The sequence below is a fragment of the Rickettsiales bacterium genome (assembly GCA_035765535.1).
In the GTDB taxonomy this organism is placed as follows: Bacteria; Pseudomonadota; Alphaproteobacteria; order Rickettsiales; family JABCZZ01; genus JABCZZ01.
The window spans coordinates 392,721-406,091 of record DASTXE010000006.1 but is presented as its reverse complement, the minus strand read 5'-3'; the positions used below and the strand labels follow the sequence as shown (position 1 = coordinate 406,091).

Here is a 13,371-nt window from a genome sequence, read left to right as displayed (position 1 = left end):
CGAGGATTAGATTATTATGGCTCAGGCACAGGCAGCTAAAGGCAAAGACAAAGACGCAAATGCAGGGCGCATTAAAAAGCGCGAGCGCAAGAATATCAGTGCAGGCGTTGTGCATGTTAATGCAAGCTTCAACAATACGATTGTAACGATCAGCGATATGCAGGGTAACACCGTTTCCTGGTCTTCCGCTGGTGCGCATGGTTTTAAAGGTTCGCGTAAATCCACGCCGTATGCTGCGCAGGTTACTGCCGATGCCGCTGCAAGAAAAGCGCAGGAGCATGGTCTGAAGACGGTGACTGTCGTTGTAAAAGGACCGGGCACCGGTCGTGAATCCGCGCTGCGCGCATTACAGGCTGTCGGTCTGGTTGTGACGTCCATTCGTGACATCACTCCGGTTCCGCATAACGGATGCCGTCCGCCGAAGCGCCGCAGGGTTTAATATTTGATGTGATACATAAGATGAGCGGCTTCAGGCCGTTCATCTTTTATCGTGAATGTGGGACATAAGACTTTATCGTCAAACACTAAGAAGTGAGGACAATCCGTGATTAGCAAAAACTGGCATGATTTAATTAAACCGAACAAGCTCGATGTGGATGTTGCAAGCAACAATCCGAATATTGCGACGATCGTTGCAGAACCGCTTGAGCGTGGTTTCGGCAATACGCTCGGCGTTGCCCTGCGCAGGATTCTGCTTTCCTCGCTGCAAGGCGCTGCTGTCACCGCGATCAAGATCGACGGCGTGCTGCATGAGTTCTCTGCGCTGACCGGCGTACGTGAAGACGTTACCAACATCATCCTCAACATTAAAGAGCTGCGCATTAAAGTACATAGCCCGGAAAAGAAGCACCTGTCGCTGCAGGCTGTCGGTCCGTGCGAAGTGACTGCCGGCATGATTGCGGAAACGCATGATGTTGAAATCATCAATAAAGATCATGTGATCTGCACGCTCGATAAAGGCGCTAAGCTGAACATGGAACTGACGGTTGAAGTGGGCAAGGGTTACGTCCGCGCTTCGCAGAACCGTCCGGAAGATGCGCCGATCGGTCTGATCCCGGTAGATGCGCTGTTCAGCCCGGTCCGCAAAGTCAGCTATAAAGTTGACCATAGCCGCGTTGGCCAGGTGACTGACTATGACAAGCTTGCCCTGACTTTGGAAACAGATGGCACGGTTACGCCGGAAGACGCAGTAGCATTTGCTGCACGTATCCTGCAGGACCAGCTGCGTCTGTTCATCAATTTCGAAGAGCAGGCTCTGGAAGAAAAGAAAGAAGAAAAGTCGGATCTGAAGTTCAGCCCGTATTTGCTGAAGAAGGTAGACGAGCTGGAACTGTCTGTGCGTTCCGCAAACTGCCTGAAGAACGACAATATCGTTTACATCGGCGATCTGGTACAGAAGACCGAAAGCGAAATGCTCAAGACGCCGAACTTCGGCCGCAAGTCGCTTAATGAAATCAAGGAAGTGCTCGTCAGCATGGGGCTCAAGTTCGGTATGGAAGTACCGGAATGGCCGCCTGAAAATATTGAAGAGCTGGCACGTAAATTTGAAGATCCGTACTAGGGGATGAGGGAGAGATACAATGCGTCATAAAATTAGCGGTAGAAAGCTTGGTGTTACATCGTCACACCGTAAAGCTATGTTTGCCAATATGTGCCAGGCTTTGATCAAGCATGAGCAGATTACCACCACTTTGCCGAAGGCGAAGGATCTTCGTCCGGTTGTTGAGCGCCTGATTACGCTCGGCAAGCGCGGCGGTCTGCATGCTCGCCGTCAGGCCATTGCAGAGATTCAGGATACGGCGCTGGTTGAAAAACTGTTCAGCACCATTGCGACGCGTTATGCGGACCGCAAGGGCGGTTACACCCGCGTGCTGAAAGCGGGCTTCCGCTACGGCGACAATGCTCCGCTGGCAATTATCGAGCTGGTGGATCGCGATGAATCCGCAAAAGGCCAGGACTCCGGTCCGGTTGCTGAAGCTCCGGCAGAAGCAGCTTAAGCCATTTGCTAGACCACCCAAAAAGGCTGCTATGAAAGTAGCGGCCTTTTTTATTGTGTGTTGGTTTTGAAACCGTCCTTTATGGTTAGAAATGGAAGATGGAGTGCGGTTTACGCCGTTCCGCTTCATGCTCGATCTCAGATCTGCAGCTTAAACACCTGACCGCTTCAATGCGTGCGCTTATCACGCGTGTATTGGCGGCAACAGATGCGGGTACGTAATTCCTGGCATAGAACTGAAAATGGTTGTTCTGCCCTGAATGCACAGTCTCTTCATTGCTGGCGAGTTTCATCAGAGGGAAGCCGTCTTTGTCCTTAAGGATGAAATAGAACACTACATCGTAATCGACGGTGGGAACTGGCGCTGCTTTCGCGGATGCATCGGTTCCGGAGCTAGGCTTGGGCTGGGGTGGAAACTGTTTGGTATCCAGCGGCGCAATATTCATATCCACCACATAGCCAAGTTTTGTTTTAGGTTTCTGGCTTGTTGCGTCTGTAATGAATTTCACCTTACCGGAGAAAGAAGTGACTGCAGGCAGTTTGATATCGGAGTGAAACATGGCTTCCTGCGTATAAGTCAAAGGATCGCTGGCAGGAGACAAGGCTATCCATGAGGTATCCTCACCGACCTCATGCGGAGGAGGCGGGGGACTATAATAAAGTGCCGTTCCGCCTATGCCTACCAGCATGGAGATGATACAGGAAACCAGCCACTGCGGTCTGGAAATACCCTGTGTGTTTTCAGTCATATACTATCCTGGATGTGATGACGATGTAGTGCTATTTAATATCGCCGAAATTAATCTGTTTTTTTGTTGTCAAAGCACCCGTTGCCGCACCTGCCGCACCGCCGATCAAAGCACCCCCTACCGGGCTTCCACCGAGAACGGCACCGCCTAAGGCACCCGCACCGGCACCGATAGCGCCGCCGGATAAAGCTCTTTGTCCCTGAGTGTCACCGCAGGCAGTTATAAGTGTGACCACTAAAATAGCGCTGATATATTGTGCATATTTTTTCATAACGATTACCACCCTAACATGATGCGTTTTAACTCCGGCTATTATAAACGGCATGGCATAAATCAATCGTATTTTATTCAGAGCGATTGTATAAAATGTCTATAAACGACACAGGAAGAGTAGTTTTGTCCTTAGGAAATCCAGTAGTTTATTGCAGCTGATCTTTTTCTGTTATATCAGGTTATGACTAATCAGGCGAACAGGCGGAATTTTTTTCCCGATGCGATTGTGTCCGCTTGTATTTTTCCCGAATAGAAACTATCGTCCTGATTAATCTCTTGTCATTCACTTCTTATAAAAGGAACATGATTATGCGACATCTTCTTTCCCGGTTGACCTATGGCACATTGCTCGCCTGCACACTGGCAACGCCTTCTTTTGCCTCACCGGAAACCTATACGCTGGACCCGATGCATACGGCGGTCGAATTCCATATCAACCATTTCGGTTTTTCCAATCCGTCAGGCAAATTCATGAATATCCAGGGCACCCTGGTGCTCGATCAGCAGAACCCGGCGGCGAGCAAAGTGAATGTAACCATTCCGATTGCCAATCTCGATACGGATATCGCCAAGCTTGATGAGCATGTGAAAGGTAAGGAATTTCTGGATGCAGAAGCTTTTCCGACAGCCACTTACGTGAGCGACCGGGTGGATCTTAACGGTAAGGACAGTGCGGTCGTTCACGGTACGCTGACGCTCCACGGCGTTTCCAAGCCCGTTGCACTCAATGTGAAGCTGAACAAGCTTGATAAGAATATGATGAATAAGATGACGGCGGGTTTCACTGCTAGCACTTCAATCAACCGCTCGGATTTCGGGATCGACCGTTACCTGCCGGGACTGGGTGACCAGGTGAAGATCGATATCGAAAGCGAAGCTAATCTGCAGTAGTGGCTATGAGGGCAGGAAGGATGCTTCCTGCCTTCACTCCCGGATAAGAAAGCTCTCTCAAGGATAATGCTTATGAATGCAGCGCACCCGATTAAACTCCTGCTGGTGGAAGATACGCTGAGCGATGCTCTGCTGATTAAGAAAACATTGCAGACGCTTGCGCCGGATGCCTATACAATCCAGCATGTTTTCACGATAGCGGAGACATTGCGCGCACTGGCAGATGGGATATATGACGTGGTGCTGCTGGATCTTAATCTGCCCGATGCGGTGGAGTTCAGCGGTCTGTTGGCTATACAGCAGATGATGCCGCATGTTCCGGTTGTCATTCTTACAGGGCATAATGATGAAGGAATGGCCATTCGCGGCATGGAAGCGGGGGCGCAGGATTACCTGTTCAAGTCCCATAATACCGGCACGGATATAAGGCGCGCGATTCAATATGCGATCAAGCGTAAGCAGCTGGAAGGCATGCTGGCAAGGAAAGCGCACTTTGACCCTCTAACCGGGCTTGCCAACCGCCATTCCTTTGAGAGCCGTCTGGATATGGCGCTTGCCAGAAGCAGGCGTCACCCGATCCATATCGGGGTATTTTTCATGGATCTGGATTGCTTCAAGCAGGTTAACGATACGATGGGGCATGCTGCGGGGGATGCGCTTCTTAAAGGCGTTGCACAGCGTCTCAGGGAGTGCATGCGGCCATATGATACGGCGGCACGTTTCGGCGGCGATGAGTTTGCCGTGCTGATCGAAGATGTCAGAGGGCCGAATGACTGTGTGGCGGTCGCCAATAAGATTATCGATCTTGTATCCGAGCCATTCCCGGTGACAGGGCAGCTTGTGGAGGTCGGCATCAGCATTGGTGTGGCGACAACGCTCGGTGGGCCGCCGCAGACGCGTGATAGTCTTATCCAGCGGGCGGATGCGGCAATGTACTCCGCCAAGCGGGCGATGGGCAGCAATTATCAGTTCCACGAAGAAGCTGTAGCTTAATCCTTACTCAGGGACAAAGAAAGCAATCCTGTGTGTGGTCGTTCACGAGGCCGACCGCCTGCATATAGGCATAGATAATTGTTGAACCCACGAAACTCATGCCGCGTTTCTTGAGATTTTTGGAGATGGCATCCGATTCCTTTGTGCTGGCAGGAACGTCATTACGGCCTGTGGGGCGGTTGATTCTGGGGTTTCCGCCGACAAAGCTCCAGAGATAGCTATCGAAAGAGCCGAATTCCTTTTGGATCGCAAGAAAAGCGATGGCATTCTTGCGTACGGAGAACACTTTCAGGCGGTTGCGTATAACGTTTCCTGTAGCCAGAATATGTTCCAGTTCTGCATCTGTCAGCCGTGCGCATTTGGCCGGATCGAAGTTCCTGAATGCTTTGCGGTAGCCCTTGCGGCGCTGCAGAATTGTATACCAGCTTAGCCCCGCCTGTGCGCCTTCCAGGCACAGCATTTCGAACAGATGGCGGTCGTCATGCACCGGCACGCCCCATTCCGCATCATGGTAATGCGTATAATCGGGTTTGCCATCCGGTACCCAGGCGCAACGGGGTTTGGCTGAATTCATTTGTTCCTCATGACTCACGTTTGGCATCATAATTCTATAGATAATTTACATGTCAATGCGTAACAGTATCGGCCAAAAGCTATAGAGTGAGGTTAGAATGAAAACGATTCAAGGGGCTTTCGAAGTAAAAGCCACTCCGCAGCCGGTCGATGATACTTTGCAGCATATCGGGGCGGGCAGGATGACGTTTGAAAAAACATTTACGGGACCGCTGGAAGCCACCAGCGTCGTGGCCATGATGGGGATCATGGATATGAAAACCCAGTCCGGGGGATATGTTGCTCTGGAGAAGGTGACTGGAAAAGTGGAGGGAATTGAAGGCAGTTTCTGTCTGCAGCACAGCTCCGCCATGAATAAGGGAACGCCTGCACAGTATATTACTGTTGTGCCTGGCACCGGTACCGGCGAACTTGCGGGTTTAAAGGGGGATATGACGATCGATATAAAAGACGGCAAGCATTTCTATACTTTCCGTTATATGATCGATTAACCTGATTACGCCTTTAACAGCTTCATAAGCAATGTCGCATTGCGGATGGCATGGCCGGAAAAGTCGTTGTTGAAATAAATCCATGCGTGTTTTGGATTACAGTTTTTTATGCGGTCGGTCCAGACTTTCAGCTCCTCAAGGCTATAATCATGACGGTACCAGTTTTGCGTGCCGTGGAAGCGGATATAAATCTCATCTGCAGTCTGTATAAGTTCATCAGGAAGTTTGGGGCCGCTGCAGGAGCAGAAAATTGCGCCGCTTTTGCGAAATGCCTTGTACACGGTTTCGTTCCACCAGCTGGCATGGCGGAATTCTATAACATTGCGTTTGCCGGGTTCCAACTGGCTCAGGATATTCTTTAACCGTTCGGGTGTATATTGAAACCGGGGCGGAAGCTGGAACAGGAAACAGCCCATCTGCGGCCCCAGCATATCCGCAATATAGCCGAAATCCCGGATCGTCTCCTGTGTGTCTTCAAAAGCCTTGCTGTGAGTGATCAATTCATTGACTTTGATGGTATAGATAAAATCTTCCTGCTTATTCTGGCGGATCCATGTTTTGACGGTAGCGGCGGTGGGCCAGGAATAAAACGGTGCGTTAAGCTCCACGGTTCCAAAATGGCTGGCATAATAATGAAACCATTCGTTTTTGGGTAATTCCTCAGGATAAAAAACGCCGCGCCAATCCTGATAATACCAGCCGGAGCAGCCGATATAATAGCGATGCTTCAATTCAGGTTGCTCTGACGCAAGAGGACTAGACATGCGTAATTCATGCATTTTTTCAGCGCGCATAAAGTTCTCGCGATGCTGTTTCGCTCTGCGTGCCTGCCGTTTTTCCCGGCGTTCCTGTAATGTTGAATCCGATGCTTTTGCCATGGTGCCGTGTTGTTATTAGGAGCTAATGTAAGGCTGAAGCGGGGAGCGTAAAATATCCATATATTGCGGAAGGATTTCCTGCAAAGAAGTGCTAAAGCTCACATATGATCACTTGCCACATTGCGAATTACCCAAAGAAGAGAGGCCGAAAATGACGATTCCCATGGAATATCAGCACGCATCAGAAGCATTTGAAGCATTTCTTGCGGATGCGAAAGAAGAAACCGGTCTGACTACACGTAATCAGACCTATACGACAGTGCAAGCCGTGCTGTATGTGTTCCGTCGCCGTCTTCATATTGCAGACGCATTACGTTTTGCGGACGAACTTCCTCCTCTCTTGCGGGCTATTTTTGTAGAGAGCTGGAATATACAGGAGGAAAAGCTGCCTTTCGCGGATCGTGAATCGCTGGCAAGAGAGGTGCGGTCATTTCGCCGGGATCATAATTTTTCGCCGGATTCGGCTATTGCGGATGTGGCAAGAGCTTTACGTAAGCATGTAGAGCTAGCTTCTTTTAGCCGTATGTTAATGAGTTTGCCGACGGAAGCACAGGATTTCTGGAAATAGTCGTGAAACCATTCGAACATCATCCGTTGTTATTGGTTTTTAGCAATTCTGACTTCATTTTGCTAATGAAGTCCGCTTTCTGCAGGTTATATTTGGCTCTACCTTCAGGGGCTTCCCTGCAGGCACGTTCTTTTTCCTGAATGTATGCCTCCCGCAATTGGGGGTTGCTGCGCAAAGCATCACGAAGTGTGATGCCGGAGCGCCAGGATTCTCCCTCAAATTCCACGATATGAATGAGATGCGTTCGCTCACTTAAATCACGCCCGCGCCCGAAGATATGATGTCCCGGCACGCCGGCATGCTCGGCGTAATCATATCCTAACTGCTCGAGAGGGGCTTTGCATTTTTGCCAGTTGCTTAACGGGTTTACCCCCACCATGATATCCAGAATAGGTTTGGCGCGCATGCCTTTTACTGAGGTTGAACCATAATGCTCAATACCCAGTACCAACTCTCCTAAAGCATTTAAAATCCGCAGGCGCTCCTCTGCAAAATCCTGTTCCCATTGGGGATCGTAATCGACAAGAAAATTAACGTTATGTTTCAGTCCCAGCATGGCCGCATCATACCGAAATAGATGTGAGTTTTACAATCCATATTGTTTCTTAATGCCATATTAGTACAATACAACAAATTGATTTTGAACAGTATTAAATATCGACCACTCAAAGTAGAGAGGGATTATGCCTAATAATCATGCAACCAATATTAGAACCGGAAGTGCGGAGCTTGATGATATATTGGGCGGTGGCTTACCGGCAAACCGCGTTTACCTGCTTCATGGCACACCCGGTGCCGGCAAAACCACACTTGCCATGCAATTTCTAATAGAAGGTGCCAAAAATGGCGAGAAGGTGCTTTACATTACGCTGTCGGAAACCAAGCAGGAATTAATGGCAACGGCTAAATCCCACGGATGGGATCTGAGTGGTATTGAGATTTTCGAAATGATAGCGCAGGAGGCGGACTTACAGCCGGAAAATCAGTACACTATGTACCAGCCATCGGAGATAGAGCTTTCCGAAACGACCAAAGCCATTATTGGGCGCATCGAAACCATTAAACCCGCACGCTGTGTGATAGATTCACTGGCGGAGGTAAAGTTATTAGCGCAAAACCTGCTGCGTTACCGTCGCCAGGTGCTGGCATTGAAACAGTTTTTCATTGGCCGTAATTGCACAACGTTTTTTCTTGATGATAAAACTGCGCTGAATCATGAGGATAAACAACTTGAGAGTATTGCTCACGGTGTTATCAGCCTGGAGCAGCTTTCGCCGGAATACGGTTCCGAACGCCGCCGCTTACGTATTACCAAATTGCGCGGGCAGAAATACCGCGGCGGGTATCACGATTTTAACATTGTTAGGGGCGGTCTCGCGATATTTCCTCGGCTGGTGGCATCCGAGCATGCCCAGGCGCATGGTAGAACATATCTCAAAAGTGGCATTAGCGAACTGGATAATATGCTGGGCGGGGGGATTGAGTATGGCGCAAGCATGTTGCTTATAGGCCCTGCAGGTTCGGGCAAATCCTCTCTGGCAGTACAATATGCACTATCGGTTGCGGAGGCAGGAGAGCGGGCTGCCATTTTTACGTTTGATGAACGGATGGAAATGCTGATCCAGCGGGCTGAAGGCATGAGTCAGCCTGTACGCAAATATGTTAAAAGCGGACATATTACGATTCAGGCCATTGATCCCGTTGAAATGTCGCCCGGCGAATTCGCGCACACGGTGCGTCAGGCAACGCAGGATGCAGACGGACAGTCCGCTGCCCGTGTTGTCGTAATTGATAGTTTGAACGGTTACCTGAACTCCATGCCGGAAGAACATTTCCTGACCGCCCAGCTGCATGAACTGCTTACCTATCTTGGCCACAAGAATATTGTCACCATCCTGGTGGTGGCGCAGCACGGCCTATTGGGTAACGCTATGAATACGCCTATCGATACCAGCTACCTGGCTGACTCAGTCGTGCTGTTTCGCTATTTCGAAGCACATGGGGAAGTCAGACAAACTATATCGATCCTCAAGAAGCGTATGGGTGAACATGAGCGCAGTATCCGCGAATTTAAGATCGAGAGCGGCGGACTGCGTGTAGGGGAGAAGCTGCATAAGTTCCAGGGCATTCTTACCGGGACCCCGGTCTTTGTGGGGGAGGATGAGCGCCTGATGAAAACCGCATGAGGTCCAATATCTTTTCCTCAAGTTTTCGCGTATTGATTCTGGCTCCGACGGCTAAGGATGCCAACGCGACGGCCGATATATTGCTTCGGCAATCGATTAACACACAGATATGCTCGAGTATAAACCAGGTGTGCGAGGGCATTGCCCGGGGGGCAGATGCTGCCATTATTACAGAAGAGGCTATTTGGGGCGATAAAGAGCATATTCTGGAGAATGTGCTTAAGCATCAGCCGCCATGGTCTGATTTTCCCCTGATAGTATTGACGCATGCCGGAAAAGAATCTTTTTCCACCACACAGGCATTGCAGGCCATCGGCAATATGACCATGATTGCACGTCCTGTTCAGATTGCAGAACTGGTGAGCACCGTTCAGGCGGCATTGCGCGATCGCAAGCGGCAATACCGGCTACGCGATTATCTGGTTGAGATTAAGAGGAAGGAAGCTGCGGCTGAAGCGGCGAATATGGCAAAGACGGAATTTCTTGCGAATATGAGCCATGAAATCCGTACACCCATGAATGTGGTGATCGGGCTTTCCAATATCCTTGCCTCAAGCGAACCGCTCACGGAAAAGCAACAGGAATATATCAGCACATTGCAGACCAGTGCGAATTCTCTGCTTGAGCTTATCAATGACTTGCTCGATGTGGCCAAAATCGAGGCGCAGACGATTGAACTTGAGCAGGTTTCTTTTTCAATGGCACAGCTCATCGAAGAGGTTGTGAGCATGATTTCCATGCGTGCGCAGGAGAAGCATCTCGAGTTCAGCAGTGACGATAAATCCGTACAGGGGCGCACGTTTATCGGCGACTCTGCGCGTATTCGCCAGATCATACTGAATTTATGCAGCAATGCGGTGAAATTTACAGAGAAAGGCGGTGTGCATATTGCCATCACTATGCTGCCGGATGCAAAATCCGACATGCAGATCGTTTCTATTGCGGTTGAAGATACCGGTATCGGCATTGCGCCGGACAAGCTGCCGGCGATTTTTGATAAATTCATGCAGGCCGATTCCTCCATCAACCGTAAATATGGGGGAACGGGCCTCGGGCTTGCCATTACCAAGAAGCTTACCGAAATCATGGGCGGTACTCTAAAAGTGGAAAGCACGCTAGGGAAGGGTTCCGTTTTTACAGTCAGCCTGCCGCTTAAGGTGGCCGCTACTTTGCTTCCCGAAGAGCGCGAACAATCTTCACGCTCCATACCTCATCCACATGTGGAACGGGTAAAAACCACCATTCTTCTGGTGGAAGATTATCCCGCGAATGTTCTGGTTGCCAGAACGTTCCTGGAAACATTCGGCTATGATTGCGAAGTGGCTTCTGATGGTGCCGAAGCGATTCAGAAAATACAGGAAGGCAGTTTTGCGGCTGTATTAATGGATGTGCAGATGCACGGGATGAACGGGCTGGAAGCGACCAAACTCATCCGTGAGCATGAACGGCAAAAGAATTTACCTCATTTACCCATTATCGGCATGACCGCGCATGCGCTTGCAGGTGACTGCGAACGTTGCCTGGCGGCAGGGATGGACGATTATATTGCCAAACCTTTTGACCCTGACCGGCTGGAAGCCATGCTAAGCAATCTGATCCGGCCACAGGAAAAGCTTTATTCCAGCGCAACCGGCTAATGAGCAGCGTTACTGAGTAATTCCATGTATTTATGGATAAATATGATTGGTTTTGTTCAATTTATAAGTTTCCAAGCTTGCCATGCCGGATAGGCGTTAATAGTTTGTTAAATATAGGATGTTATCATAAAGGGGGAATGGCATAGACTGGGTGTACAATGAGTACAGATGAAGATGACGATCTATATGAAAATACTGTAGAGGGATATCACGAGTTTAAACCCGGACAGTACAATGCGGCAGCACCGCCCGATGTCGGCTTTGATTTCAGTGCAATGGCGGAACATTTAATAGATCAGGGATTGTTTGCCGAACATGCCGATGCGAAGGCGTATAATGCCGCCAGGGAGGAGCGCTGGCGGGCGGAAGGCCCTATAGATCCAACGGATGCAGTGTGGATGCCGGAAAAATTACTGCAACGGGCCTATACACTGGGGAAGATGACGGTAGAGCGTGAGGGATATGATATTCCGGAGGAGGTGCGGCTACGTTTTTTCAATAATTATAAGAAAGCGGCTAAACTGATTATGGCAGGGGCCGAAGAGTATGTGCAGAAGCGTTATGAAGCGGGCACCATTTTGAATTCTCCTTATGTAAGAGGGCTTATACCGGGATATGATATTTCTGTGAATGCGGATGTTGATGACAGGCTATCTTTTGATACAAAGTCGCCGGACAGAAAAAGGCATGATAGCCAGCCCTATACCAGTACGGAAATACTTGCGGGAATGGAGTTCGGTCGTGTAAATCCGGGACTCGCGCTGGCTATTCCTGCTTATCAGGCAGTGATAATGGATTACCTGATCGAATTGGGGCGGGAATTCCAGAAGAGAGGGCTTGAGGCTGAAGATACACGCATTACAGTGAGCGATCTTTCTCATTATGATAATTTTGCGACCTCCGTATGGGAGCAGACGATTTTTACGTCAGCTTTCCTTCCTGGGATGGTGGTGGCCTTAGGAAAAGATACGGCCATGCAAAGGGAACCAGTCGATGAGGCCCTATTAACAGAAAACTTTTTTTATAAAACGGCTGCTTTTCCCGCCCAGAACGGAAGCTTCCGGCGGCAGACAGATCTGCGGCCCTTATATACTTATGATGATGACACAGGTCGGCAGGAAGAACCGCTATATTCAAAGAGGCAAGGGAAGAGAACAGTAGAGCCTGTATATACGCGTTATGGGGGCAGTCATTATCTTGCCGATGCTACGAATGTTAAGCCATTTAACTGTCCGCTTGTAAGTGTAGTGCAGGGACAGGCGGGAGGCAGGGGCCAGGCATGGGTGGATGCGGTAACACGCAGGCAGGGTAGCGAAGGAGGAAGTAAGGAACATGAAGCTTATGGGGCTATGCTCAAGAAAATATACAGCGAAATAAGCACCAGGCTAGCGGCCGGAGATGAAGTGGTTACCGCATATACAAATGAAGTCGCAAGGAGAATCGAAGATAAATTGCCGAAGCTCAGGCAGGAGTATATCCAGAAACAACAAAGTTATGAGATAGGAAACCGTGCTGTTGCGGCGATTGAGAATACACTTCTTACCGGTGAAGAGTCGCATTTCGTGGCGTGCGGTGCAGCCTATCGTGTAAATCAGGATTCTGTTCATGCCCTGGTAAACAGAAGTGATCGCCTTTCAGCCAGACATTTAAATAGCGATCTTTACTGGGGAGAAGCAAGCGACGAGAATGTCAATCAATGGCTGGCTCAAGCTATAGGTGAAGCATATAAACAGGAGCATGCTGTTGTATTTATGCGTGATGGCGAAGTGTGGCGTATTGAGCCGCGAGCCGTGCAAAGCTTTTTTGAAGCATCAAAGGCAGAGCTGCCGAATCATGAGCAATTACATGAGGTAGCGCCATATTCTCCTGAGAAGCCTACGCTAGAACTGTTGAACATGGCGGAGCAGCCCCCCCCATTTCGTTCTTTGCCACCGACTCAACCGCACAGAGCAGTTGGCCTGACACGAAGGCAGATGGAGGAGGGGATGGGGCGGTAAAAGAGAAACAGGAAGTTATTAAGTTTTCTGGAGCGGGTGATGGGAATCGAACCCACGTATGCAGCTTGGGAAGCTGCTGTTCTACCATTGAACTACACCCGCATAAGCGAAGGCTAGCTTTATAGGCGCTGGCGCTGGG

15 protein-coding genes and 1 tRNA gene are annotated in these 13,371 nt (G+C 49.7%); 10 read left to right on the top strand and 6 right to left on the bottom strand.

What is annotated here, in order from left to right; all coding sequences use genetic code 11:
- The first annotated feature begins 16 nt into the window (after window positions 1-16).
- From rpsK to rplQ, 3 genes are all read left to right on the top strand, one after another.
- Window positions 17-439 carry a 30S ribosomal protein S11 gene (rpsK, locus tag VFT64_10610; protein HEU5048279.1) on the top strand — a complete coding sequence of 141 codons (423 nt, stop codon included), beginning with the start codon at window positions 17-19 and terminating at the stop codon, window positions 437-439.
- A 105-nt stretch (window positions 440-544) separates the two neighbouring features.
- The gene (locus VFT64_10605) at window positions 545-1,561 is read left to right on the top strand and encodes a DNA-directed RNA polymerase subunit alpha (protein HEU5048278.1); all 1,017 of its coding nucleotides are present in this window, start codon (window positions 545-547) and stop codon (window positions 1,559-1,561) included.
- 19 nt (window positions 1,562-1,580) lie between these two features.
- On the top strand, window positions 1,581-1,997 hold the full coding sequence (rplQ, locus tag VFT64_10600; GenBank protein HEU5048277.1) for a 50S ribosomal protein L17: 417 nt from the start codon (window positions 1,581-1,583) through the stop codon (window positions 1,995-1,997).
- A gap of 85 nt (window positions 1,998-2,082) precedes the next feature.
- On the opposite strand, the gene VFT64_10595 is transcribed toward rplQ, so the two are convergent.
- Window positions 2,083-2,745, bottom strand: coding sequence for a hypothetical protein (locus tag VFT64_10595; GenBank protein HEU5048276.1), 663 nt, complete (start codon window positions 2,743-2,745; stop codon window positions 2,083-2,085).
- A 31-nt stretch (window positions 2,746-2,776) separates the two neighbouring features.
- Window positions 2,777-3,016: an osmotically-inducible lipoprotein B gene (locus tag VFT64_10590; protein ID HEU5048275.1), complete on the bottom strand. Its 240-nt coding sequence runs from the start codon at window positions 3,014-3,016 to the stop codon at window positions 2,777-2,779.
- Window positions 3,017-3,327: 311 nt separating this feature from the next.
- Between VFT64_10590 and VFT64_10585 the strand changes: the two genes are divergently transcribed.
- Together VFT64_10585 and VFT64_10580 are read left to right on the top strand one after the other, a co-directional pair.
- Window positions 3,328-3,909: a YceI family protein gene (locus tag VFT64_10585; protein HEU5048274.1), complete on the top strand. Its 582-nt coding sequence runs from the start codon at window positions 3,328-3,330 to the stop codon at window positions 3,907-3,909.
- Between the two features lie 72 nt (window positions 3,910-3,981).
- Complete coding sequence (locus VFT64_10580) at window positions 3,982-4,902, top strand: diguanylate cyclase (protein ID HEU5048273.1); 921 nt, start codon at window positions 3,982-3,984, stop codon at window positions 4,900-4,902.
- A gap of 7 nt (window positions 4,903-4,909) precedes the next feature.
- Here VFT64_10580 and VFT64_10575 read toward each other — a convergent pair whose 3' ends face one another.
- Window positions 4,910-5,476 carry a DNA-3-methyladenine glycosylase I gene (locus VFT64_10575; GenBank protein HEU5048272.1) on the bottom strand — a complete coding sequence of 189 codons (567 nt, stop codon included), beginning with the start codon at window positions 5,474-5,476 and terminating at the stop codon, window positions 4,910-4,912.
- A 97-nt stretch (window positions 5,477-5,573) separates the two neighbouring features.
- On the opposite strand from VFT64_10575, the gene VFT64_10570 reads away from it, so the two are divergent.
- The gene (locus tag VFT64_10570) at window positions 5,574-5,966 is read left to right on the top strand and encodes a DUF3224 domain-containing protein (protein HEU5048271.1); all 393 of its coding nucleotides are present in this window, start codon (window positions 5,574-5,576) and stop codon (window positions 5,964-5,966) included.
- 5 nt (window positions 5,967-5,971) lie between these two features.
- On the opposite strand, the gene VFT64_10565 is transcribed toward VFT64_10570, so the two are convergent.
- The gene (locus tag VFT64_10565) at window positions 5,972-6,844 is read right to left on the bottom strand and encodes a DUF72 domain-containing protein (GenBank protein ID HEU5048270.1); all 873 of its coding nucleotides are present in this window, start codon (window positions 6,842-6,844) and stop codon (window positions 5,972-5,974) included.
- A gap of 151 nt (window positions 6,845-6,995) precedes the next feature.
- Between VFT64_10565 and VFT64_10560 the strand changes: the two genes are divergently transcribed.
- Window positions 6,996-7,412 carry a DUF2267 domain-containing protein gene (locus VFT64_10560; protein ID HEU5048269.1) on the top strand — a complete coding sequence of 139 codons (417 nt, stop codon included), beginning with the start codon at window positions 6,996-6,998 and terminating at the stop codon, window positions 7,410-7,412.
- Window positions 7,413-7,431: 19 nt separating this feature from the next.
- Here the strand turns inward: VFT64_10560 and VFT64_10555 are convergent, their stop codons facing one another.
- On the bottom strand, window positions 7,432-7,968 hold the full coding sequence (locus VFT64_10555) for a GrpB family protein (GenBank protein ID HEU5048268.1): 537 nt from the start codon (window positions 7,966-7,968) through the stop codon (window positions 7,432-7,434).
- 127 nt (window positions 7,969-8,095) lie between these two features.
- On the opposite strand from VFT64_10555, the gene VFT64_10550 reads away from it, so the two are divergent.
- From VFT64_10550 to VFT64_10540, 3 genes are all read left to right on the top strand, one after another.
- Window positions 8,096-9,598 (top strand): ATPase domain-containing protein, encoded by a 1,503-nt coding sequence (locus VFT64_10550; GenBank protein HEU5048267.1) that lies wholly within the window; start codon window positions 8,096-8,098, stop codon window positions 9,596-9,598.
- Window positions 9,595-11,235 (top strand): ATP-binding protein, encoded by a 1,641-nt coding sequence (locus VFT64_10545; protein ID HEU5048266.1) that lies wholly within the window; start codon window positions 9,595-9,597, stop codon window positions 11,233-11,235. Before VFT64_10550 ends, VFT64_10545 begins: the two co-directional genes overlap by 4 nt.
- 158 nt (window positions 11,236-11,393) lie before the next feature.
- Window positions 11,394-13,232: a hypothetical protein gene (locus tag VFT64_10540; protein ID HEU5048265.1), complete on the top strand. Its 1,839-nt coding sequence runs from the start codon at window positions 11,394-11,396 to the stop codon at window positions 13,230-13,232.
- Between the two features lie 28 nt (window positions 13,233-13,260).
- Here the strand turns inward: VFT64_10540 and VFT64_10535 are convergent.
- Window positions 13,261-13,334 (bottom strand) — tRNA-Gly (locus tag VFT64_10535).
- Window positions 13,335-13,371 lie beyond the last annotated feature (37 nt).

Coding starts and splice junctions, on each gene's coding strand:
- VFT64_10560 (HEU5048269.1), top strand. CDS start 6,996: ATGACGATTCCCATGGAATATCAGCACGCATCAGAAGCATTTGAAGCA.
- rpsK (HEU5048279.1), top strand. CDS start 17: ATGGCTCAGGCACAGGCAGCTAAAGGCAAAGACAAAGACGCAAATGCA.
- VFT64_10595 (HEU5048276.1), bottom strand. CDS start 2,745: ATGACTGAAAACACACAGGGTATTTCCAGACCGCAGTGGCTGGTTTCC.
- VFT64_10575 (HEU5048272.1), bottom strand. CDS start 5,476: ATGAATTCAGCCAAACCCCGTTGCGCCTGGGTACCGGATGGCAAACCC.
- VFT64_10540 (HEU5048265.1), top strand. CDS start 11,394: ATGAGTACAGATGAAGATGACGATCTATATGAAAATACTGTAGAGGGA.
- VFT64_10545 (HEU5048266.1), top strand. CDS start 9,595: ATGAGGTCCAATATCTTTTCCTCAAGTTTTCGCGTATTGATTCTGGCT.
- VFT64_10565 (HEU5048270.1), bottom strand. CDS start 6,844: ATGGCAAAAGCATCGGATTCAACATTACAGGAACGCCGGGAAAAACGG.
- rplQ (HEU5048277.1), top strand. CDS start 1,581: ATGCGTCATAAAATTAGCGGTAGAAAGCTTGGTGTTACATCGTCACAC.
- VFT64_10580 (HEU5048273.1), top strand. CDS start 3,982: ATGAATGCAGCGCACCCGATTAAACTCCTGCTGGTGGAAGATACGCTG.
- VFT64_10590 (HEU5048275.1), bottom strand. CDS start 3,016: ATGAAAAAATATGCACAATATATCAGCGCTATTTTAGTGGTCACACTT.
- VFT64_10555 (HEU5048268.1), bottom strand. CDS start 7,968: ATGCTGGGACTGAAACATAACGTTAATTTTCTTGTCGATTACGATCCC.
- VFT64_10550 (HEU5048267.1), top strand. CDS start 8,096: ATGCCTAATAATCATGCAACCAATATTAGAACCGGAAGTGCGGAGCTT.
- VFT64_10585 (HEU5048274.1), top strand. CDS start 3,328: ATGCGACATCTTCTTTCCCGGTTGACCTATGGCACATTGCTCGCCTGC.
- VFT64_10570 (HEU5048271.1), top strand. CDS start 5,574: ATGAAAACGATTCAAGGGGCTTTCGAAGTAAAAGCCACTCCGCAGCCG.